The 20,470-nt window shown below is 58.0% G+C and carries 20 protein-coding genes; 18 read left to right on the top strand and 2 right to left on the bottom strand.

What is annotated here, in order from left to right; all coding sequences use genetic code 11:
* Window positions 1–6 precede the first annotated feature (6 nt).
* Genes fliN through flhB form a run of 6 tightly spaced genes read left to right on the top strand, consistent with a single transcriptional unit; the run spans window position 7 to window position 3,862 of the window.
* Complete coding sequence (gene fliN / locus AC3ZVB_RS01115; RefSeq protein ID WP_162435924.1) at window positions 7–462, top strand: flagellar motor switch protein FliN; 456 nt, start codon at window positions 7–9, stop codon at window positions 460–462.
* The gene (gene fliO / locus AC3ZVB_RS01120) at window positions 463–906 is read left to right on the top strand and encodes a flagellar biosynthetic protein FliO (protein WP_162435925.1); all 444 of its coding nucleotides are present in this window, start codon (window positions 463–465) and stop codon (window positions 904–906) included.
* Window positions 906–1,664: a flagellar type III secretion system pore protein FliP gene (fliP, locus tag AC3ZVB_RS01125; protein WP_162435926.1), complete on the top strand. Its 759-nt coding sequence runs from the start codon at window positions 906–908 to the stop codon at window positions 1,662–1,664. The genes fliO and fliP overlap by 1 nt, the downstream gene beginning before the upstream one ends.
* Complete coding sequence (fliQ, locus tag AC3ZVB_RS01130) at window positions 1,661–1,930, top strand: flagellar biosynthesis protein FliQ (protein ID WP_007948918.1); 270 nt, start codon at window positions 1,661–1,663, stop codon at window positions 1,928–1,930. The genes fliP and fliQ overlap by 4 nt, the downstream gene beginning before the upstream one ends.
* Window positions 1,931–1,933: 3 nt before the next feature.
* Window positions 1,934–2,719 carry a flagellar biosynthetic protein FliR gene (gene fliR, locus AC3ZVB_RS01135; RefSeq protein ID WP_490145558.1) on the top strand — a complete coding sequence of 262 codons (786 nt, stop codon included), beginning with the start codon at window positions 1,934–1,936 and terminating at the stop codon, window positions 2,717–2,719.
* A 3-nt stretch (window positions 2,720–2,722) separates the two neighbouring features.
* Window positions 2,723–3,862, top strand: a complete 1,140-nt coding sequence (gene flhB, locus AC3ZVB_RS01140; RefSeq protein WP_490145559.1) for a flagellar biosynthesis protein FlhB — start codon at window positions 2,723–2,725, stop codon at window positions 3,860–3,862.
* A 174-nt stretch (window positions 3,863–4,036) separates the two neighbouring features.
* On the opposite strand, the gene AC3ZVB_RS01145 is transcribed toward flhB, so the two are convergent.
* Both AC3ZVB_RS01145 and AC3ZVB_RS01150 read right to left on the bottom strand, forming a co-directional pair.
* Window positions 4,037–5,188 (bottom strand): RHS repeat-associated core domain-containing protein, encoded by a 1,152-nt coding sequence (locus AC3ZVB_RS01145; RefSeq protein ID WP_490145560.1) that lies wholly within the window; start codon window positions 5,186–5,188, stop codon window positions 4,037–4,039.
* A 335-nt stretch (window positions 5,189–5,523) separates the two neighbouring features.
* Window positions 5,524–6,642 carry an RHS repeat-associated core domain-containing protein gene (locus AC3ZVB_RS01150; protein ID WP_490145561.1) on the bottom strand — a complete coding sequence of 373 codons (1,119 nt, stop codon included), beginning with the start codon at window positions 6,640–6,642 and terminating at the stop codon, window positions 5,524–5,526.
* Window positions 6,643–7,105: 463 nt separating this feature from the next.
* Between AC3ZVB_RS01150 and flhA the strand changes: the two genes are divergently transcribed.
* The 12 genes from flhA (at window position 7,106) to AC3ZVB_RS01210 (ending at window position 20,444) form a co-directional block, all read left to right on the top strand.
* A complete protein-coding gene (flhA, locus tag AC3ZVB_RS01155) occupies window positions 7,106–9,235 on the top strand; it encodes a flagellar biosynthesis protein FlhA (protein ID WP_162435929.1) in 2,130 nt (709 codons plus the stop codon).
* An 11-nt stretch (window positions 9,236–9,246) separates the two neighbouring features.
* Window positions 9,247–10,572 (top strand): flagellar biosynthesis GTPase FlhF, encoded by a 1,326-nt coding sequence (gene flhF, locus AC3ZVB_RS01160; RefSeq protein WP_490145562.1) that lies wholly within the window; start codon window positions 9,247–9,249, stop codon window positions 10,570–10,572.
* Window positions 10,573–10,688: 116 nt separating this feature from the next.
* A complete protein-coding gene (gene fleN / locus AC3ZVB_RS01165) occupies window positions 10,689–11,519 on the top strand; it encodes a flagellar synthesis regulator FleN (protein WP_045058906.1) in 831 nt (276 codons plus the stop codon).
* Window positions 11,516–12,256 carry an RNA polymerase sigma factor FliA gene (gene fliA, locus AC3ZVB_RS01170; protein WP_007894214.1) on the top strand — a complete coding sequence of 247 codons (741 nt, stop codon included), beginning with the start codon at window positions 11,516–11,518 and terminating at the stop codon, window positions 12,254–12,256. Before fleN ends, fliA begins: the two co-directional genes overlap by 4 nt.
* A 165-nt stretch (window positions 12,257–12,421) precedes the next feature.
* Window positions 12,422–12,793 (top strand): chemotaxis response regulator CheY, encoded by a 372-nt coding sequence (locus AC3ZVB_RS01175; protein ID WP_007975363.1) that lies wholly within the window; start codon window positions 12,422–12,424, stop codon window positions 12,791–12,793.
* Window positions 12,794–12,815: 22 nt separating this feature from the next.
* Window positions 12,816–13,604 carry a protein phosphatase CheZ gene (locus AC3ZVB_RS01180; RefSeq protein ID WP_162435931.1) on the top strand — a complete coding sequence of 263 codons (789 nt, stop codon included), beginning with the start codon at window positions 12,816–12,818 and terminating at the stop codon, window positions 13,602–13,604.
* Between the two features lie 21 nt (window positions 13,605–13,625).
* Window positions 13,626–15,860: a chemotaxis protein CheA gene (locus AC3ZVB_RS01185; protein ID WP_162435932.1), complete on the top strand. Its 2,235-nt coding sequence runs from the start codon at window positions 13,626–13,628 to the stop codon at window positions 15,858–15,860.
* Window positions 15,861–15,909: 49 nt separating this feature from the next.
* Window positions 15,910–17,043: a protein-glutamate methylesterase/protein-glutamine glutaminase gene (locus AC3ZVB_RS01190; RefSeq protein WP_490145563.1), complete on the top strand. Its 1,134-nt coding sequence runs from the start codon at window positions 15,910–15,912 to the stop codon at window positions 17,041–17,043.
* Window positions 17,043–17,783 (top strand): flagellar motor protein, encoded by a 741-nt coding sequence (locus AC3ZVB_RS01195; protein WP_045061205.1) that lies wholly within the window; start codon window positions 17,043–17,045, stop codon window positions 17,781–17,783. The genes AC3ZVB_RS01190 and AC3ZVB_RS01195 overlap by 1 nt, the downstream gene beginning before the upstream one ends.
* Before the next feature lie 15 nt (window positions 17,784–17,798).
* The gene (gene motD / locus AC3ZVB_RS01200) at window positions 17,799–18,692 is read left to right on the top strand and encodes a flagellar motor protein MotD (RefSeq protein WP_162435934.1); all 894 of its coding nucleotides are present in this window, start codon (window positions 17,799–17,801) and stop codon (window positions 18,690–18,692) included.
* Between the two features lie 43 nt (window positions 18,693–18,735).
* Window positions 18,736–19,524, top strand: coding sequence for a ParA family protein (locus AC3ZVB_RS01205; protein ID WP_162435935.1), 789 nt, complete (start codon window positions 18,736–18,738; stop codon window positions 19,522–19,524).
* Between the two features lie 44 nt (window positions 19,525–19,568).
* Window positions 19,569–20,444, top strand: coding sequence for a CheW domain-containing protein (locus tag AC3ZVB_RS01210; RefSeq protein ID WP_490145680.1), 876 nt, complete (start codon window positions 19,569–19,571; stop codon window positions 20,442–20,444).
* Window positions 20,445–20,470 lie beyond the last annotated feature (26 nt).

The raw sequence follows: 20,470 nt of genomic DNA on the forward strand, positions 1-20,470 counted from the left end.
CACATGATGGCTAACGATATGAACACCCAGGACGACCAGGCGCTGGCTGATGAATGGGCTGCGGCCCTTGAAGAAGCGGGTGACGGGCAGGACGACATTGACGCCTTGCTGGCCGCCGACGCTGCCACTTCGCCGTCCAGCCGTTTGCCAATGGAAGAGTTCGGCAGCGTGCCAAAAAACAACGGGCCGGTGACGCTGGATGGTCCAAACCTGGACGTGATCCTCGACATCCCGGTATCGATTTCCATGGAAGTGGGCAGTACCGACATCAACATTCGTAACTTGCTGCAGCTCAACCAGGGTTCGGTGATCGAACTGGATCGCCTGGCCGGCGAGCCGCTGGACGTGCTGGTGAACGGCACGCTCATCGCTCATGGTGAGGTGGTGGTGGTCAACGAGAAGTTCGGCATCCGCCTGACTGACGTGATCAGCCCAAGCGAACGTATCAAGAAGCTGCGCTAAGTGAACAAGGTTCTGAGTGTTCTGCTGGCCTTGCCATTTGGCGCGCTGGCCGCCGAGCCGGTGGCCACGGTTGCTGCTGCGGCGCCTGCGGTCAGCAGCGGTGTGGCAGGGCAACTGACGCAATTGGTGTTCGGCTTGCTGCTGGTGCTGGGGTTGATTTTCTTCCTCGCCTGGCTGTTGCGCCGCGTGCAGCAGGCAGGACCGGCCGGCAAAGGGCAGGTCATCGAGCTGATTGGCTCCCGCGCGCTGGGGCCTCGCGACCGTCTGATGCTGGTACAGGTCGGCAACGAGCAGATTTTGCTCGGCCTCAGCCCGGGCACTATCACCGCGTTGCACGTCCTCAAGGAGCCGGTGCAGGTGCCCAGCGCTACTGAAAAAGCGACCCCGGAATTTGCCCAGCGTCTGATGGAGCTGATGGGCAAGGATCAGAAGGATAAGAAGTAATGGGTGCGTTACGCATCGTCTTGACGCTGGCCTTGATGCTGGCTGCGCCGCTGGCGTTTGCCGCGGATCCATTGTCGATCCCGGCGATCACCCTGGGCACCAACGCCGATGGCGCTCAGGAGTATTCGGTCAGCCTGCAGATCCTGCTGATCATGACCGCGCTGAGTTTTATCCCAGCGTTCGTCATGTTGATGACCAGTTTCACCCGGATCATCATTGTCTTCTCGATCCTGCGCCAGGCCCTTGGCTTGCAACAGACGCCTTCGAACCAGATCCTGACGGGCATGGCGTTGTTCCTGACGATGTTCATCATGGCACCAGTGTTCGACCGGGTTAACCAGGATGCGCTGCAACCCTATCTGGCGGAAAAACTGACCGCCCAGGATGCCGTGGCCAAGGCTCAGGTGCCGATCAAGGATTTCATGCTGGCCCAGACACGCAGCAGCGATCTGGAGCTGTTCATGCGCTTGTCCAAACGTACGGACATCGCCTCGCCGGATCAGGCGCCGCTGACCATTCTGGTGCCGGCCTTCGTGACCTCTGAGCTGAAGACCGCGTTCCAGATCGGCTTCATGATCTTTATTCCGTTCCTGATCATCGACCTTGTCGTCGCCAGTGTGCTGATGGCCATGGGGATGATGATGTTGTCGCCGCTGATCATTTCCCTGCCATTCAAGATCATGTTGTTCGTGCTGGTAGATGGCTGGGCGCTGATCATCGGCACGCTGGCCAGCAGCTTCGGTGGTGTTTCGCCATGACGCCGGAAGTCGCGGTAGACATCTTCAGGGAAGCGCTCTGGCTGACCACCATGATGGTGGCTGTACTGGTGATCCCGAGTCTGCTGGTGGGTTTGCTGGTGGCGATGTTCCAGGCCGCGACCCAGATCAACGAACAGACCCTGAGCTTTCTGCCGCGCCTGCTGGTGATGCTGGTGACCCTGATCGTGGCGGGTCCGTGGCTGGTGCAGACCTTCATGGAATACATCCTGCAGTTGTACGGCAGTATTCCCCAGGTTATCGGCTAAGCCATGCAATCGCTGCTGCAGCTGACCGATACCCAGATCAGCACGTGGGTAGCCACCTTCATGTTGCCGCTGTTCCGCGTCGGCGCGCTGCTGATGGTCATGCCGATCGTTGGCACGACGCTTGTGCCAAAGCGTGTGCGCCTGTATTTCGCGCTGGCCATTACCGTGGTGATTGCCCCTGGCCTGCCGCCCATGCCGCCGGTCAACGCGCTGGACCTGAGCGGGTGGCTGTTGATCGCTGAGCAGATCATCATCGGCGCGATATTCGGGTTTGCGTTGCAGCTTTTTTTTCAGGCGTTCGTTGTAGCCGGGCAGATCGTTTCCATTCAGATGGGCATGGGCTTCGCGTCCATGGTCGACCCCACCAACGGCGTCTCGGTCGCGGTGATCGGACAGTTTTTCACCATGCTGGTCACGTTGCTGTTCCTGTCCATGAACGGCCATTTGGTGGTCTTCGAAATCCTCACTGAAAGCTTCACTACGTTGCCGGTTGGCAGCGGGTTGATGGTCAATCATTTCTGGGAGCTGGCCGGCAAGCTCGGTTGGGTGCTGGGGGCCGCGCTGTTACTGGTGTTGCCGGCGATCACGGCGCTGCTGGTGGTCAACATCGCGTTTGGCGTCATGACCCGGGCGGCGCCGCAGCTCAACATCTTCTCCATTGGTTTTCCTCTGACGCTGGTACTCGGCTTGTTCATCGTCTGGGTCGGTCTGGCGGACATTATCAATCAGTACCAGCCGCTGGCCTCCGAGGCCTTGCAGTGGTTACGCGAACTGGCACGGGCGCGCTAAGACATGTCAGAGAGCGAAAGCGGTCAGGACAAAACAGAAGACCCCACGGAGAAAAAGAAAAAGGACGCCCGTGAGAAGGGCGAGATCGCCCGCTCCAAAGAGCTCAACACTTTGGCGATCATGCTCGCCGGTTCCGGTGCGCTACTGATCTTCGGTGGCGCGCTGGCCCAGGACCTGATGGAGCTGATGCGGATGAACTTCTCGTTGTCGCGGGAAGTCGTGCTCGACCAGGGCGCGATGGGCGCCTACCTGATGCATTCAGGACTGATTGCCCTGCTGGCGATTCAACCGGTGATGATTACCTTGCTGCTGGCGGCATTGATCGGTCCTATTTCCCTGGGTGGCTGGCTATTTTCCGCCGGCACCATGGCCCCCAAATTCAGCCGCATGAACCCCGGCGCAGGGCTCAAACGGATGTTCTCATCCAAGGCCGTGATAGAGCTGCTAAAGGCTTTGGCGAAGTTTTTCATCATCCTGTTTGTGGCGCTGGCCGTGCTGTCAGCGGACATCGACGACCTGCTGCGCATCGCCCATGAGCCGCTGGACATGGCCATCATTCACAGCCTGCAAGTCGTCGGCTGGAGCTCATTGTGGATGGCCTGCGGCCTGATCATCATCGCCGCGGTGGACGTGCCGTTTCAGCTCTGGGAAAGCGCCAAGAAACTGAAGATGACCAAGCAGGAAATCCGCGACGAACACAAGGATCAAGAGGGGCGACCGGAGGTTAAACAACGGATTCGCCAACTGCAGCGGGACATGTCCCAGCGCCGGATGATGGCGGCGATCCCCGATGCTGACGTAGTCATCACCAACCCGACCCACTACGCCGTCGCGCTCAAGTACGACCCGGACAAGGGCGGGGCGCCGATGCTGGTGGCCAAGGGCAGTGATTTCCTGGCGTTGAAGATGCGCGAGATTGCTGTGGCCAACGAGGTGCTGCTACTAGAATCCCCAGCGTTGGCACGGTCGATTTATTACTCCACGGAGCTGGAGCAGGAAATCCCCGGCGGCCTCTATCTGGCCGTTGCGCAAGTGCTGGCGTACGTCTACCAGATCCGCCAGTACCGCGCGGGCAAGGGTAAACGCCCGGATCCGCTGAAGGATGATTTGCCGATTCCGCCAGATCTCCGTCGGGATTCTTAATAAATCCCAACCAGCCAGTCAACACGCAATGATTGTGTTGCGAGCCTCGCACAGGGGCCCTAAGGATGGTCTGAAAAAGCCCTATCTTAAAAAATCAACCCCAGGGAATATGCGGCCTCCAGGTCGATGATTTTCCAAAAAGTGGGCTTTTTCAGAGTTTTCTTGGTTCTTTGATTATCGTTTGGTTCTGATTTTTTGCATCTTAGCGGGAATTTTTACGAAGTCTTCCATCAGGAAGTTCGGGAGTTTTACTCCTGCATCTCTATAAATTTCGATTTGCCTATACCTATCAAGATTAAACGTTTTAAAAGCGACGCTTTCGAATCTTACTTTAGTCAAGTTTGGAAGGTAATTGGTCTGTGGGTAGTCGCCACGCATAATTGCCATTGAAAATTCTTTCGCCCGATAAGGTAGTACGCCGTTTAAGTTTCCGGCAATACCTTCACTCATCACGGCGTAACGCGCCTCAGGGGAAAGATCTCTTGCCCAATGGAAATGCATATTGTTCACGCCCGTTTTGTTATCCCACGCTTTAATTGCGTTAGCATGAGGTCCTTCAATCATTGCTTCTAATTGGCGTCCTGAAACTGCGCCCAACTGCTTCTCTACTTGATCCATTGATGATTGTTTGAGGGGGGCTATACCGCTTATTTTATTGCCTTTGTCTTTGTTATAGTTAACGGCATTATATTTGTTCCAACTTAAAGCTTCGCTGACTCCTTTGTCGGCGGTCGAGGCTCCTCTAGATGAAGCTCTTCTAGATGGAGTCCGACTAAAAAATCTTCTAAACCATCCATGCCCATCCGGATCATCGATATTGACTGGATCTCCCATGCAATACGCATATGAATTCATGCCTCCCCTATCAAATGGACTCAAACTGTCCGGACTGTTGAACCGCATCAACACCGGATTGAACGCGCGGTAACCATTGCCCAGTAAATAACATCCAGTCACTGGATCTGGTCGTTCACCATTAAAGCCAAGCAGGCTGAGTAACCCGCTTTCAACAGCGCGGTGGCCATAGGACGAATAGGTAATGGGTCGCCGGGCATGATCAGCTTTGACCACCTGCAACACAGAACGCTGCTGGTCGGTGGCTAAAAGCGTGGTATCAGGCGCATCACCCTCACTTCGCTGTTGCGCCAACAACTGATCGCCCTGCTGAACGATCGAGTAACACATCGCCCCCTGTATTTCGGTCGCCAACCTGCTTTTGCAGTAAAACCGCTGGCGCTCGTGGATATCTGGCAGTGCATGACTGATCAGTCGATCAAGGGGGTCGTAGTGGTATCGGCAGAGTACGGTTTCGCGTGTCGATGTCATGGAGGAGGGCTCCGAAGATTTGAAGCGTTGGAGCTCAGTATTGGCCGTTTGCCAAAGGTTGGGTACTAGCAGATCTGATAGGTGCGCTGGGTTTGTACGTAGAATTTGCTACTCAGTGACTCACTTTCTGAGATATCCACTGGCAGCGCTGGTCTCATCTCGGGCAATCCCGGCTCCCACGTTGATGAAGGCTGATCGAAAATTGGCGTCCGACATAATTTCCCTGTTAATAAATTTTTCGATATCGTAACTGAGAAAATAAATCTGCCCGCCCCCCCTTGAGTATCTGGTATACCTTTCTTCTGGTAGGGTTGATATATTGTTATTATAAGGTGCTACTGCTTAAAGTTTCTAATAGCTACATCTGGATGGACTCCGTTAAGGTTTCCTCTTATTGCCTTGTTCAGTGTTAGTGTGTGTGCTTTTTTGATTATCTGGTCAATCTGAACGCTTGATGTGGGAGGGTGCCTGCTGCTGTTAATGAGTTCGTGTGTAGTTTGTGATTTTGCATTGACGAAGTTTATCTGGTCAATATCTTCGCCCATTTTTTGGAGGGCGCGGTTTTTGTAAAGCTCTTCTAATTGGGCGCCTGCAATGTTTGAATAAGCTGTTTCCTTTAGTGTTGCGTTGGATTTGTATTGTCTCATTGGCCTATGGTCTTGAAGTACACTCACGTCGCCTTCCATGCCAAACACGTTTCTTGTTTGTGTTTTTGCACCGAGATGCTTTATTGATGTGGTTTTCTCAAGCCAGCGGCCATCAAGGTGGACTGTGTTCTCAATGGTTGAAATGTTCATTGTTTTTCGAGTGACCATTTTTCGAGTGGCCTCGGGGCCGCTCTTCATTATTAGGTCCGGTATTTTATGGTCCGATTTTAGTGCATGGTTTGACAGCTTGTTGAAGATGTTCAGAATAGTCGGAGTTTGACCATTTGGATCTGATAGGTTTATCGGGTCTCCCAAACAATACTCATACGAATTCAACCCTCCCTTCCCAAACGGGCTGAGACTGTCCGGGCTATTAAACCGCATCAACTCCGGATTAAACGCCCGATAGCCATTCCCCAATAAATAATGCCCGGTCACCGGATCCGGCCGTTCGCCGTTGAAACCCAGCAGGCTGGTCAACCCGCTTTCGGCGGGGCGGTGGCCGTAGGGTGAGTAGGCGATGGGGTGGCGCTGATTCTCTTCCCTGAGGGCGTGCAAAACCGAGCGTTGTTGATCGGTGACCAGTAACGTGGTGTCGAACCCATCGCTCTGGCGCTGTTGTTGCGCGAGCAGCAGGTCGCCGTGCTGGACGATTGATTGCCGAAATGCGCCTTGTATCTCGGTCGCTAGCCGGCTTTCGCAGTAAAATCGCTGGTGCTCGTGGATATCTGGCAGTGCAACACTGATCAGTCGATCAAGGGGGTCATAGTGGTATTGGCAGAGTACGATCTCGCGCGAAGATGTCATAGGAGGTTACTCCGAAGGTCCGAAGTGCTGGAGCTCAGTATTGGCGGTTTGGCGAGGGTTGGGTACTAGCAGAACTGCTAGTTTCGCGTGAGTTAGCCCATTTGATTTATTGGGGCCGATGGCTTCCTGGGGAAGTGCAGCGGAAATGCCGACCCCATCGCGGGCAAGCCCGGCTCCCACAGATTTTGTGTTGGTCGTGAAATGGGCGGCAGCAGGGGCGGCCTCTGAGCGAGCAGGCTCGCTCGCACATTTTGATCTCTGTTGTACGCAGGATATGTGAGCTGCACCGGTCCCCTGTGGGAATGAGATCGGCTTGGTGCGAAAGTGCCGGTCCTGTGGCTGCAAGCTTCCGTTAAAACACCCCGACTTCAAAACCCCGCAAAAGTTGGAAGGCTTCTTGCAGTAGCCGCTCTGCGCCTGCTTCTGGCGTCAAAAGTTTGCTTTAAGGGACGGGGAAAAACCGGTGGATCGCTCTCAGTTACTCAACACTGCTCGCACAAACGTTGCCGATCTAAGTCGGGGCAATCTGGGCGTGCCGTTGTTGCTGCTGGTCATGCTGGCGATGATGATGTTGCCGATCCCGCCGTTCCTGCTGGACGTGTTCTTCACGTTCAACATTGCGCTGTCGATCGTCGTTCTGCTGGTGTGCGTGTACGCCTTGCGGCCACTGGATTTCGCGGTGTTCCCCACCATCCTGTTGGTGGCAACGTTGTTGCGGCTGGCATTGAACGTCGCTTCGACGCGGGTGGTGATGCTGCACGGTCAGGACGGTCATGCCTCCGCGGGCAAGGTGATCCAGGCGTTCGGTGAGGTGGTGATCGGCGGCAACTACGTGGTGGGTATCGTGGTTTTCGCCATCTTGATGATCATCAACTTCGTCGTGGTGACCAAAGGTGCCGGGCGGATTTCCGAGGTGAGCGCGCGCTTCACCCTCGACGCAATGCCCGGCAAGCAAATGGCCATCGACGCCGATTTGAACGCCGGGCTGATCGATCAGAACCAGGCGAAAATGCGCCGTACGGAAGTGGCCCAGGAGGCTGAGTTCTACGGTTCCATGGACGGTGCCAGCAAATTCGTTCGTGGCGACGCCATCGCCGGCCTGCTGATTTTGTTCATCAACCTGATCGGCGGCATGGCGGTCGGTATCTTCCAGCACGGCATGACCTTCGGCGATGCCGGTAAGGTTTATGCGCTGCTGACCATCGGTGACGGTTTGGTGGCGCAATTGCCATCACTGCTGCTGTCCACTGCCGCGGCAATCATGGTGACCCGTGCTTCCGGTTCGGAAGACATGGGCAAGCAGATCAATCGTCAGATGTTTGCCTCGCCCAAGGCGTTGGCGGTGGCAGCGGGTTTGATGGCGGTGATGGGCCTGGTGCCCGGCATGCCGCACTTCTCCTTCCTCAGCATGGCCGCAGTAGCGGCTGGCGGGGCTTACCTGTTCTGGAAAAAGCAAAACACCGTCAAGGTTCAGGCCCTGCAAGAGGTGGCGCGTCAGCAGGAGCTGCTGCCATCGCCGGCCCGTGCACAGGAAACCAAGGAGCTTGGCTGGGATGACGTCACCCCGATCGACATGATTGGTCTGGAAGTCGGCTATCGCCTGATTCCGTTGGTGGACCGCAACCAGGGTGGTCAGCTGCTGGCGCGGATCAAGGGCGTGCGTAAGAAGCTGTCCCAGGATCTGGGCTTTCTGATGCCGACTGTGCATATACGTGACAACCTCGACCTTGCACCGAGTGCCTATCGTCTGACCCTTATGGGGGTCATTCTGGCCGAGGCAGAGATTTACCCGGATCGGGAGCTCGCCATCAACCCCGGTCAGGTCTATGGGACACTCAACGGCATCACCGCCAAAGATCCGGCTTTTGGACTTGAGGCCGTCTGGATTGAAGTCAGTCAGCGTGCCCAGGCTCAGTCTCTTGGTTACACTGTGGTCGATGCCAGTACAGTGGTGGCAACCCACTTGAACCAGATTCTGTACAAGCACTCCAGTGAGCTGATCGGGCACGAGGAAGTGCAGCAACTCATGCAATTGCTGGCCAAAAGCTCGCCGAAACTGGCAGAAGAGCTGGTGCCGGGTGTGGTGTCGCTGTCGCAGTTGCTCAAAGTCTTGCAAGCGCTGTTGGCCGAACAAGTGCCGGTACGGGACATTCGCAGCATTGCCGAGGCCATCGCCAACAATGCGGCGAAGAGTCAAGATACCGCCGCTCTGGTGGCCGCCGTACGCGTCGGCGTATCCCGTGCAATCGTCCAAAGCATTGTAGGCACTGACTCCGAGCTGCCAGTTATCACGCTGGAGCCAAGGTTGGAACAGATATTGCTCAATAGTCTTCAGAAGGCAGGGCAAGGCTCGGAAGAGGGTGTTCTGCTTGAGCCAAGCATGGCTGAGAAACTGCAACGCTCGTTGATCGACGCGGCGCAGCGTCAGGAAATGCAAGGTCAACCGGTGATTCTGCTGGTAGCCGGTCCGGTTCGCGCGATGCTCTCGCGATTTGGCCGACTGGCAGTCCCGGGTTTGCATGTGTTGGCGTATCAGGAAATTCCTGACAACAAGCAAGTGACCATCGTTGCGACAGTAGGGCCCAACGGCTGAGGTAGTGGTTTATGCAAGTTAAGCGTTTTTTCGCCGCCGATATGCGTCAGGCCATGAAACTGGTTCGCGATGAGCTGGGCGCCGATGCGGCCATCATTGGCAACCGCCGGATCGCCGGTGGCGTAGAGCTGACGGCTGCCCTGGATTACAAACTGTCGGCGCTGGCGCCACGTGTTCCGAACATGGAACTTGAAGACGAGTTGCGCAAGACCCAATCGCGGATCGTCACCGCCCAGGCCGAACTGAGCCTGCGCAGCGAGGGCGAGAGCGAGAAAAGCACCAATCGCCAATTGTTCGCCGGCCTGCCGTTGACTGCCGCCGAACCGCTGATCGAAACGACTTATACAGAACCTCCACGACCTGCCCCGGCGCCTGCTGCGACGGGCGGCGTCGACCCGCGCGCGTTCGACTCGATGCGGTTCGAGCTCAACAGCCTGCGCGAACTGATGGAAGTACAGCTTGGGTCCTTAGCCTGGAACCAATTGCAGGGCAGCCGCCCGGCGCAGGCCAACCTGTGGCGTCGTCTGCAGCGCATCGGCCTCTCCGGCCCGTTGTCCCGTGATCTGCTGGCGATGATCACTGGCATCGACGAGCCACGTCAGGCCTGGCGCATGTTGCTGGCACACCTGGCGCGCATGATTGCCACACCGGAAATCGAGCCGCTGGAAGAGGGCGGTGTCATTGCCATGGTCGGCCCTGCCGGCATGGGTAAAACCACGACCCTGGCCAAGCTCGCCGCGCGTTACGTGCTCAAGTACGGCGCGCAAAACATCGCGCTGGTGAGCATGGACAGCTACCGTATCGGTGCCCAGGAACAGCTCAAGACCCTTGGCCGCATCCTCAATGTCCCGGTCACTCACGTCGACCCGGGTCAGTCGCTGGTGCAGGCGCTGGATCCTTTGCTGCGCAAACGCGTGGTGCTGATCGATACCGCAGGCCTTCAGGCCAGCGATCCGGCACTGCGCATGCAGCTGGAAAGTCTGGCCGGGCGTGGCATCAAATCGAAAAATTATCTGGTTCTGGCAACCACCAGCCAGAAACAGGTTCTAACCGCCGCTTATCACAGTTACAAGCGCTGCGGGCTCGCCGGCTGCATCCTGACTAAACTGGATGAAACGGCAAGTCTGGGCGAGGTGTTGAGCCTGGCCATCAGTCATGAATTGCCGGTGGCCTATCTGACCGATGGCCCGCGGATTCCGGATGATTTGCATCTGCCGCGTCGTCATCAGCTGGTCAGTCGCGCGGTCAGCGTGCAAATGCAGGAAGAACCCAGCGAAGAAGCCATGGCTGACATGTTCGCTGATATTTACCACAGCCCGACCAAGCAGGTTAGCTGAGGTATTAATGAATAGTTTTTGTACCTACATCGATGGTCTGCCATGCATTGTTCCGTTTGTGAACGCGCAGCCAGTAATGTGGCCTCCGTCTATGCAAGACAAGGTAAAGAAATAACATGGGCAGCATGCATCCCGTACAGGTTATCGCGGTGACCGGCGGCAAAGGTGGCGTCGGGAAAACTAACGTGTCAGTGAACTTGTCCCTGGCTCTAGCAGAGCTCGGCCGGCGCGTCATGCTTCTGGACGCCGACCTCGGACTGGCTAACGTCGACGTTCTACTCGGACTGACACCCAAACGTACCCTGGCCGACGTGATCGAAGGCCGCTGCGAGCTACGCGACGTTCTGTTGCAAGGCCCGGGCGGTATTCGTATCGTTCCGGCCGCGTCCGGCACACAGAGCATGGTTCATCTGACCCCGGCGCAACACGCCGGCCTGATCCAGGCCTTCAGCGATATCGGAGACAACCTCGACGTGCTCGTGATCGACACGGCGGCGGGCATCGGCGATTCGGTTGTCAGTTTCGTCCGCGCCGCTCAGGAAGTCCTCCTGGTGGTCTGCGATGAGCCGACTTCGATCACCGACGCCTACGCCCTGATCAAACTGCTCAACCGTGATTACGGCATGAACCGTTTCCGTGTCCTGGCCAACATGGCCCAGAGCCCGCAAGAAGGTCGCAACCTGTTCGCCAAGTTGACCAAGGTCACGGATCGCTTCCTCGACGTCGCCTTACAATACGTCGGTGCGGTGCCGTACGACGAAAGCGTGCGCAAGGCCGTGCAGAAGCAGCGCGCCGTGTATGAAGCATTCCCGCGCTCCAAGTGTTCGCTGGCCTTCAAGGCCATCGCGCAAAAGGTCGACACCTGGCCATTGCCTGCCAACCCGCGTGGGCATCTGGAGTTCTTCGTGGAGCGCCTCGTGCAACAAACTGCAGGACCCGTGCTATGACCGCCAGTGGCTATAACCTCTATAAAAAATCGGCCCGTGATGCGCAGTACGAGCTGATCGAGCGTTACGCGCCACTGGTAAAACGGATTGCCTACCACTTGCTGGCGCGTCTGCCGGCCAGTGTCCAGGTCGAAGACCTGATCCAGGCCGGCATGATCGGCCTGCTTGAAGTGTCGACCAAATACGACGCCAGCAAAGGCGCGAGTTTCGAGACGTACGCGGGCATACGAATCCGCGGCGCGATGCTCGATGAAGTACGCAAAGGGGACTGGGCGCCACGTTCGGTCCACCGAAATACCCGAATGGTCAGCGACGCCATTCGCTCGATTGAAGCTAAAACCGGTCGCGACGCTAAAGATCACGAAGTTGCGGCCGAACTCCAATTGAGTCTCGACGATTATTACGGGATTTTGAACGACACCCTGGGCAGCCGGTTATTCAGTTTCGACGATCTGTTGCAAGACGGCGAACACGAAGGGCTGCACGAGGATGGCGCCAGTGCTCATCTCGAGCCGTCGCGCGATCTGGAAGATGAACGCTTCCAGGCAGCGCTGGCGGACGCGATTGCCAATTTGCCGGAGCGTGAGCGACTGGTGTTGGCGCTGTACTACGACGAAGAGCTCAACCTCAAGGAAATCGGTGAGGTCCTGGGGGTTAGCGAATCGCGGGTCAGCCAGTTACACAGCCAGTGCGCGGCCCGTTTGCGGGGGCGTTTGGGGGAGTGGCGAGCGCGCTGAAGGCAGTGTGGGGACACTGCGAACGAGGCTGGTGGGTTCTGTACGCACCGGTCTCTATCTGCTGTGCTCCAGACAGTCATCGAATGCTTTGCCGGATTGAATGAAATGGCGTGTCCAGGTGCTGGACGCGTTTAAGACTGCTTGGAGGTCGAATTGGACAAGAACATGAAAATCCTCATCGTTGATGACTTCTCAACGATGCGGCGGATCATAAAAAACCTGTTGCGTGACCTTGGGTTCACCAACACGGTCGAGGCTGACGATGGCACCACTGCCATTCCGGTCCTCAACAGCGGCAGCATCGACTTTCTGGTAACGGACTGGAACATGCCGGGCATGACCGGTATCGATCTGCTGCGCCACGTGCGCGCCGATGAAAGGCTCAAGCATCTTCCGGTGCTGATGGTTACCGCTGAAGCCAAGCGCGAGCAGATCATCGAAGCAGCCCAGGCCGGTGTAAACGGCTATGTGGTCAAGCCCTTCACGGCCCAGGCGTTAAAAGAAAAAATCGAAAAGATTTTCGAACGCATTGGTTGAGCAACTGCGCCACGGGGGAGCTATGGAGCAAAATGAAATTTCACAGGGCGATTTCGAATCGACCCTGAAAAAACATGCGGTCGAATTGGTCGAAAGCCTTGAAAAAGGCAAGTTCGGCGACGCAGTACAACTGATCCATGAGCTCAACCAGACCCGTGATCGCGGCCTGTACCAGGAAGTGGGCAAGCTCACTCGCGAGTTGCATAGCGCGATCGTCAATTTCCAGATTGACCCGAACATGCCACAGGCCGAGGAAGTCTCGCAGATCACGGACGCGACCGAACGTCTGGGGTATGTGGTCAAGCTGACCGAAGCGGCGGCCAACCGCACCATGGATCTCGTTGAAAACGCCACGCCGCTGGTCACCAGCCTGGGCAATGAAGCCGAGGCGCTGAGCGCGGATTGGGGAAGGTTCATGCGCCGTGAAGTCGGTGCCGAGGAGTTCCGCGAACTCGCCCGGCGCGTAGACGGTTTTCTCACACGCAGCAGCGAAGACAACCGCGTCGTAACGAGCAACCTCAACGATATTCTGCTCGCTCAGGATTACCAGGACCTCACCGGTCAGGTCATCAAGCGCGTGACTCAATTGGTCACCGAAGTTGAAAGCAACCTGCTCAAGCTCGTGCTGATGGCCAGTCAGGTGGACCGCTTTGCGGGCATCGAACATGACCGTCAAGCGATGCTGGCTGAAAAAGATCCACAAAAACATCTCTCTCAGGGTGAAGGTCCGCAGATTCATGCCGATAAAAGAGAAGACGTTGTGTCCGGTCAGGACGATGTGGACGATTTGCTATCCAGCCTTGGATTTTAGACCTGTAGGAGCACCCCATTAATGAGCTTCGGCGCCGATGAAGAGATCCTTCAGGATTTCCTGGTTGAGGCCGGCGAGATTCTAGAGCTACTGTCCGAACAGCTGGTCGAGCTTGAAAGTCGACCGGATGATGCGGACTTGCTCAATGCAATTTTTCGCGGTTTTCACACTGTAAAAGGGGGCGCCGGCTTCCTCCAGCTCAACGAGTTGGTGGAGTGCTGTCACATCGCCGAGAACGTCTTCGACATCCTGCGCAAGGGTGAGCGTCGCGTCGACTCGGAATTGATGGACGTGGTTCTCGAAGCACTGGACGCGGTGAACGGCATGTTCACCGAAGTCCGCGAGCGCAGCCCGATCACGGCTGCCACACCTGAACTGCTGGCGGCACTGGCCCGTCTGGCTGAACCGCAGTCGTCCGACGAAGCGGTGCCGGTTGTCGACGTGGCACCGGTTACTGAAAGCGATTCAGGTGACATTACCGACAACGAATTCGAACAGCTGCTGGACTCTCTGAATGCCGTCAAGGCGCAGGCCGAGGCCGCGCCTGTTGCTCCGGCACCTGTCAGCAACGCTGGCGCGCCCAGCGATGAAATCACCGATGCCGAGTTCGAGTCATTGCTCGATCAGTTGCACGGTAAAGGTCAGTTCGCTGTTGATGCCGTAGTCCCGCCAGCGGCTCCCGTAGCGCCAGCGGCTCCGAAAGCGGCAGGCGATAGCTCTGACATTACCGACGAAGAATTTGAAGCACTGCTGGACCAGCTCCACGGCAAGGGCAACTTTGCGGTCGAAGCGCTGGAGTCGGCGATTGCTTCGGCGCCTGTGCCGGCCGCCCCGTCTGCCGCCGCAGTGGGCAGTGATCTGATCTCCGATCACGAGTTCGAAGCGCTGCTCGACGAATTGCACGGCAAAGGCAAGTTCACTGAGGTCGGTACCGCTACCGGCGCCAGTGCATCGGTCGCCACGCCGGTCGCCAAGGCTGCAGCCCCCAAGCCGGTTGCCAAAGCTCCCGAGCCAAAAGCCGAAGTGGCGAAGGCCGCTCCTGCTCGTGCTCAAGCTGCTCCGCCGGCGGATAAGCCCGCCAGCGAAGCCGAGACCACCGTGCGGGTCGATACCGCGCGTCTCGATGAAATCATGAACATGGTTGGCGAACTGGTACTGGTGCGTAACCGCCTGGTCCGACTCGGCGCCAACAGCGCCGATGAGGCCATGTCCAAGGCGGTGTCGAACCTCGATGTGGTCACCGCTGACCTGCAAACCGCGGTCATGAAGACCCGGATGCAACCGATCAAGAAAGTCTTCGGACGTTTCCCGCGCCTGGTTCGCGACCTGGCTCGCCAGCTCAAGAAAGAGATCAACCTTGAGCTGGTTGGCGAAGAAACCGACCTCGACAAGAACCTCGTCGAGGCCCTGGCCGATCCGCTGGTCCACTTGGTGCGCAACGCCGTCGACCACGGTATCGAATCGCCGGAAGAACGCGAAGCATCGGGCAAGTCCCGGGGCGGCAAAGTGATCCTGGCGGCGGAGCAGGAAGGCGACCATATCCTGCTGTCGATCTCCGATGACGGCAAAGGCATGGACCCTAATGTCCTGCGTTCCATCGCGGTAAAGCGCGGTGTGATGGACAAGGATGCGGCCGATCGCCTGAGCGACACCGAGTGCTACAACCTGATTTTTGCGCCGGGATTCTCGACAAAAACCGAGATTTCCGACGTGTCGGGTCGAGGCGTGGGCATGGACGTGGTGAAAACCAAGATTTCCCAGCTCAACGGTTCGATCAACATCTACTCGGCCAAGGGCCAGGGTTCGAAGATTGTCATCAAGGTCCCATTGACCCTGGCGATCATGCCGACGCTGATGGTCATGTTGGGCAATCAGGCGTTCGCCTTCCCGCTGGTGAACGTCAACGAGATCTTCCACCTCGATCTGTCGCGCACCAACGTGGTCGACGGTCAGGAAGTGGTGATCGTGCGCGACAAGGCACTGCCACTGTTCTACCTCAAGCGCTGGCTGGTCGCTTCCGCCGCTCATGAAGAGCAGCGCGAGGGCCACGTGGTGATCCTCTCGGTAGGTACACAGCGAATCGGCTTTGTCGTCGATCAGCTGGTGGGCCAGGAAGAAGTGGTCATCAAGCCATTGGGCAAAATGCTCCAGGGAACCCCGGGCATGTCGGGCGCCACCATCACTGGTGACGGTCGCATTGCGCTGATTCTCGATGTCCCGAGCATGCTCAAGCGTTACGCCACACGGCGTATTTGATTCTGGTGGAGCGGGGCGACTGAGCCTCGCTCCGTCTAACGGAGTGTTTATGGCAGTCAAAGTCCTGGTGGTGGATGATTCGGGTTTTTTCCGCCGCCGCGTCTCGGAAATTCTTTCAGCGGATCCGAACATCCAGGTCGTCGGTACGGCGACCAACGGAAAAGAGGCGATCGACCAGGCGCTGGCCCTCAAGCCAGACGTGATCACCATGGACTACGAGATGCCAATGATGGACGGCATCACGGCAGTGCGGCACATCATGCAGCGCTGCCCGACGCCGGTGTTGATGTTCTCCTCGCTGACGCACGAAGGCGCCCGTGTCACCCTGGATGCACTCGACGCCGGCGCGGTGGATTTCCTGCCGAAAAACTTCGAGGACATCTCGCGTAATCCGGACAAGGTCAAGCAGCTGCTGTGCGAGAAGATCCATACCATCTCGCGCAGTAATCGCCGTGCCGCCACCTACAGCGCGCCAGCCCCCGTCTCCGCGCCCGTTGCGCCAACTGCGCCTTCGAGCGTGGGTAGTTACAGCAGCAGTGCGCCTGCACGTCCGGCACCGATTCCAATTCGTACTCCCGCACCGGCACCGTCTGCGCCGTCGTCGCCCGCACCCAAACGCAAAGCCTACAAGCTGGTCGCCATCGGCACGTCCACTGGCGGGCCGGTGGCCTTGCAGCGCGTCCTGACCCAATTGCCGGCCAGCTTCCCGGCACCCATCGTGTTGATTCAGCACATGCCCGCCGCGTTCACCAAGGCGTTCGCCGAGCGTCTGGACAAGCTTTGCCGCATCACCGTCAAGGAAGCAGAGGATGGCGACATCCTGCGTCCGGGACTGGCGTTGTTGGCACCGGGCGGCAAGCAGATGATGATCGACGGCCGTGGCGCGGTGAAAATCCTCCCGGGTGACGAGCGTCTGAACTACAAGCCCTGTGTGGACATCACCTTCGGTTCTGCGGCCAAGTCCTACGGTGACAAAGTTCTGGCGGTGGTACTGACCGGCATGGGCGCCGATGGCCGTGAAGGGGCGCGCTTGCTTAAACAGGGCGGTAGCTCGATCTGGGCTCAGGATGAAGCCAGTTGCGTGATCTATGGCATGCCGATGGCCATCGTCAAAGCTGAACTCGCCGACGCGGTGTATGGCCTGGACGAGATTGGCAAGCACCTGGTCGAGGCGTGCATCTGATGGACGTTTTAAGCCTCATCGGGATCATCATGGCGTTCGTTGCCATCATTGGCGGCAACTACCTTGAGGGCGGCCACCTCGGCGCGCTGGCTAACGGCCCGGCGGCGTTGATCGTCATCGGCGGCACCGTCGGTGCGGCGCTGTTGCAGTCGCCGATGAGTGCCTTCAAGCGTGCCATGCAGATTCTGGTCTGGATTCTTTTTCCGCCTCGCGTGGACCTGGCCGGCGGCGTTGATCGCGTCGTCAACTGGAGCCTCACCGCTCGCAAGGAAGGCTTGCTCGGACTGGAAGGGGTGGCCGATGCCGAGCCGGACAATTATTCGCGCAAGGGCCTGCAACTGCTGGTGGATGGGGCCGAACCGGAAGCCATTCGCAGCATCCTGGAAGTGGATTTCTACACCCAGGAAAGCCGAGATATAGAAGCCGCCAAGGTCTTCGAAAGCATGGGTGGCTACGCGCCGACCATCGGCATTATCGGCGCCGTCATGGGCCTGATCCACGTCATGGGCAACCTGGCCGATCCGTCGCAACTGGGCAGCGGCATTGCCGTCGCCTTCGTCGCCACCATTTACGGCGTGGCCAGTGCCAACCTGGTGTTGCTGCCGATCGCTGCGAAACTCAAGGCCATCGCCTTAAGACAGTCGCGTTATCGCGAAATGTTGCTTGAAGGCATTCTGTCGATCGCCGAAGGTGAAAACCCTCGCTCTATCGAGTTGAAGCTTCAGGGCTTCATGGATTGATGGGAGACATGGACGATGGCTCGTCGCCGACAACCTGAAGAACACGTAAACCATGAACGCTGGCTCGTTTCCTACGCCGACTTCATTACGTTGCTGTTCGCGTTCTTCGTGGTCATGTACTCGATCTCTTCAATTAACGAAGGCAAGTACAAGGTGATTTCCGAGGCGTTGATCGGCGTCTTCAACGATGCCGACCGGTCCCTGAAACCCATCCCTATCGGCGATGAACGGCCCAGGTCAGTGACCCCGGCCAAGCCGCTGGTCAAGGACAGCGAGCAGGTCGACGCCGGTATCGCTCAAGCCGCCAACGATCCGCTGAAAAGCATCGCCGATGACATCAGTGCGGCGTTCGGCGATCTGATCAGTTCCAATCAAATGACCGTGCGTGGCAACGAGTTGTGGATAGAGATCGAACTCAATTCCAGCCTGTTGTTTGGCAGCGGCGACGCCATGCCCAGCGACGTGGCCTTCAGCATCATCGACAAGGTCGGGGTGATCCTGAAGCCGTTCGATAACCCGATTCATGTTGAAGGTTTTACCGACGATCAACCGATCCGTACCGCGCAATACCCGACCAATTGGGAGCTGTCTTCCGCTCGGTCGGCGAGCATTGTGCGCATGCTGGCGATGCAGGGTGTGAACCCGGGTCGCCTGGCCTCGGTGGGTTATGGCGAATTCCAGCCGGTGGCCAACAACGCTACGGCAGAGGGGCGTGCGCGCAACCGTCGCGTGGTCTTGGTGGTTTCACGAAATCTCGATGTACGTCGCAGCCTCACCAGCACTGGAACCGCCAATGCACAGCCGGATGCCGCATTGAAGCGGGCTGGCACACAAACTGCACCTGCACCGGTCAAGCCGCCGGGACGAGAGAGCGCCGTCAATTCTCCGTCACCCGCATTAATACGCTGAGCTATTTCTCGGTCGGCATTTTCGGCCGGGAGGAACAATCTGAATGAGAGTCTGGGCAGTCGCCAATCAAAAGGGTGGTGTTGGTAAAACCACTTCCTCCATTGCTTTAGCCGGGTTGCTGGCCGAGGCAGGCAAGCGCGTGGTCGTGGTCGATCTCGATCCCCACGGCTCTATGACCAGCTATTTCGGCTACGACCCCGACAGCCTGGAACACAGCTGCTACGACCTGTTCCTGCACAAGGGCAGCGTTCCGGCGGGGTTGCCTGGGCAACTGCTGTTACCGACCAGCCATGAGAGCATTTCGCTGTTGCCTTCAAGCACCGCACTGGCAACCCTTGAGCGTCAGTCGCCGGGGCAGAGTGGTTTGGGCCTGGTGATCGCCAAGAGTCTGGCGCAGCTGTGGCAGGACTTTGATTACGCCGTGATCGACAGCCCGCCGCTGCTGGGTGTGCTGATGGTCAATGCCCTTGCTGCCAGCCAGCAATTGGTGATTCCTGTGCAGACCGAGCATCTGGCCGTCAAAGGCCTTGAGCGAATGGTCAACACCCTGGCGATGATCAACCGTTCACGCAAACAACCGCTGCCTTTCAGTATCGTGCCGACCTTGTTCGATCGCCGTACCCAGGCGTCCCTTGGCACACTGCGAGTGCTGCGCGACATGTACCCGGAAGAAATCTGGCAAGGCTATATCCCGGTCGATACACGTTTGCGCGACGCCAGCCGTGCCGGTCTGACACCTTCACAGTTCGACGGCAAGAGCCGCGGTGTTCTCGCGTACCGCTCGTTGCTCAAACACCTGTTGGCGCAGCAACTTGTACCGGCGGTGGCCTGAATGAACCCAATCCCTGTAGGAGCTGCCGCAGTGGGGGTGTGTCAGTGAATCGGCCGGTCAAGCTCACGTCGCGCCCGCAAATGGCATTGCAGTCCTATCTGGACAGCTTGCTGCAGGATGCGACCGAAGAGTTGCCTCCGCAGGTCGAAGCGCTCGCCGACGTCATCGAGGTTGTCGAAGCTGTCGAGGTTGAAGCTGCGCTGGATGAGTTCCAGGCCGCCGTGCTCGAAGAACAGGCCCGCGATGCGCAGCCATCCACTGCCGTTTCCGAACCAGAGGTAAAAAAAGCGCCGGTGATGGTCGTCGAAGCACCGGCTCCGGTTCTGGCACCCGTATCGACCATCGCCCCGCTTCTACAAACCCTGGTGCCACCGGTCGTCGAGGTCCACCTGCCGCCCGGCACTACGCCACCACGTGTGGCATCCGACGGTCGCCCATCCTGGGCTGCCGAGCCATTCGAATGCCTGTTGTTCGATGTCGCCGGATTGACACTGGCCGTGCCGCTGGTGTGCCTGGGTTCGATCTACTCGCTGGAAGGTCACGAACTGACACCGCTGTTCGGTCAGCCGGAGTGGTTCCTCGGCATATTGCCGAGCCAGGCCGGCAATCTGAAAGTCCTCGATACCGCGCGTTGGGTGATGCCCGACCGCTATCGCGACGATTTCCGCCAGGGCTTGCAGTACGTGATTTCGGTTCAGGGGTACGAATGGGGACTGGCCGTGCATCAGGTCAGCCGCTCGTTGCGCCTGGACCCGAATGAAATCAAATGGCGCAGCAACCGGGGCCAGCGCCCCTGGCTGGCCGGAACAGTGATTGAACACATGTGTGCGTTGCTCGATGTCTCCGAACTGGCCGAACTGATCGCCAGCGGTGGAGCCAGGCACATGGGCGGGAAAAAGCCCGCTCACAAACCGACATAACAAACAGGTGACGGTCCATCAAGGGC

The sequence above is a fragment of the Pseudomonas sp. MDV22-iso1 genome (assembly GCF_058145095.1).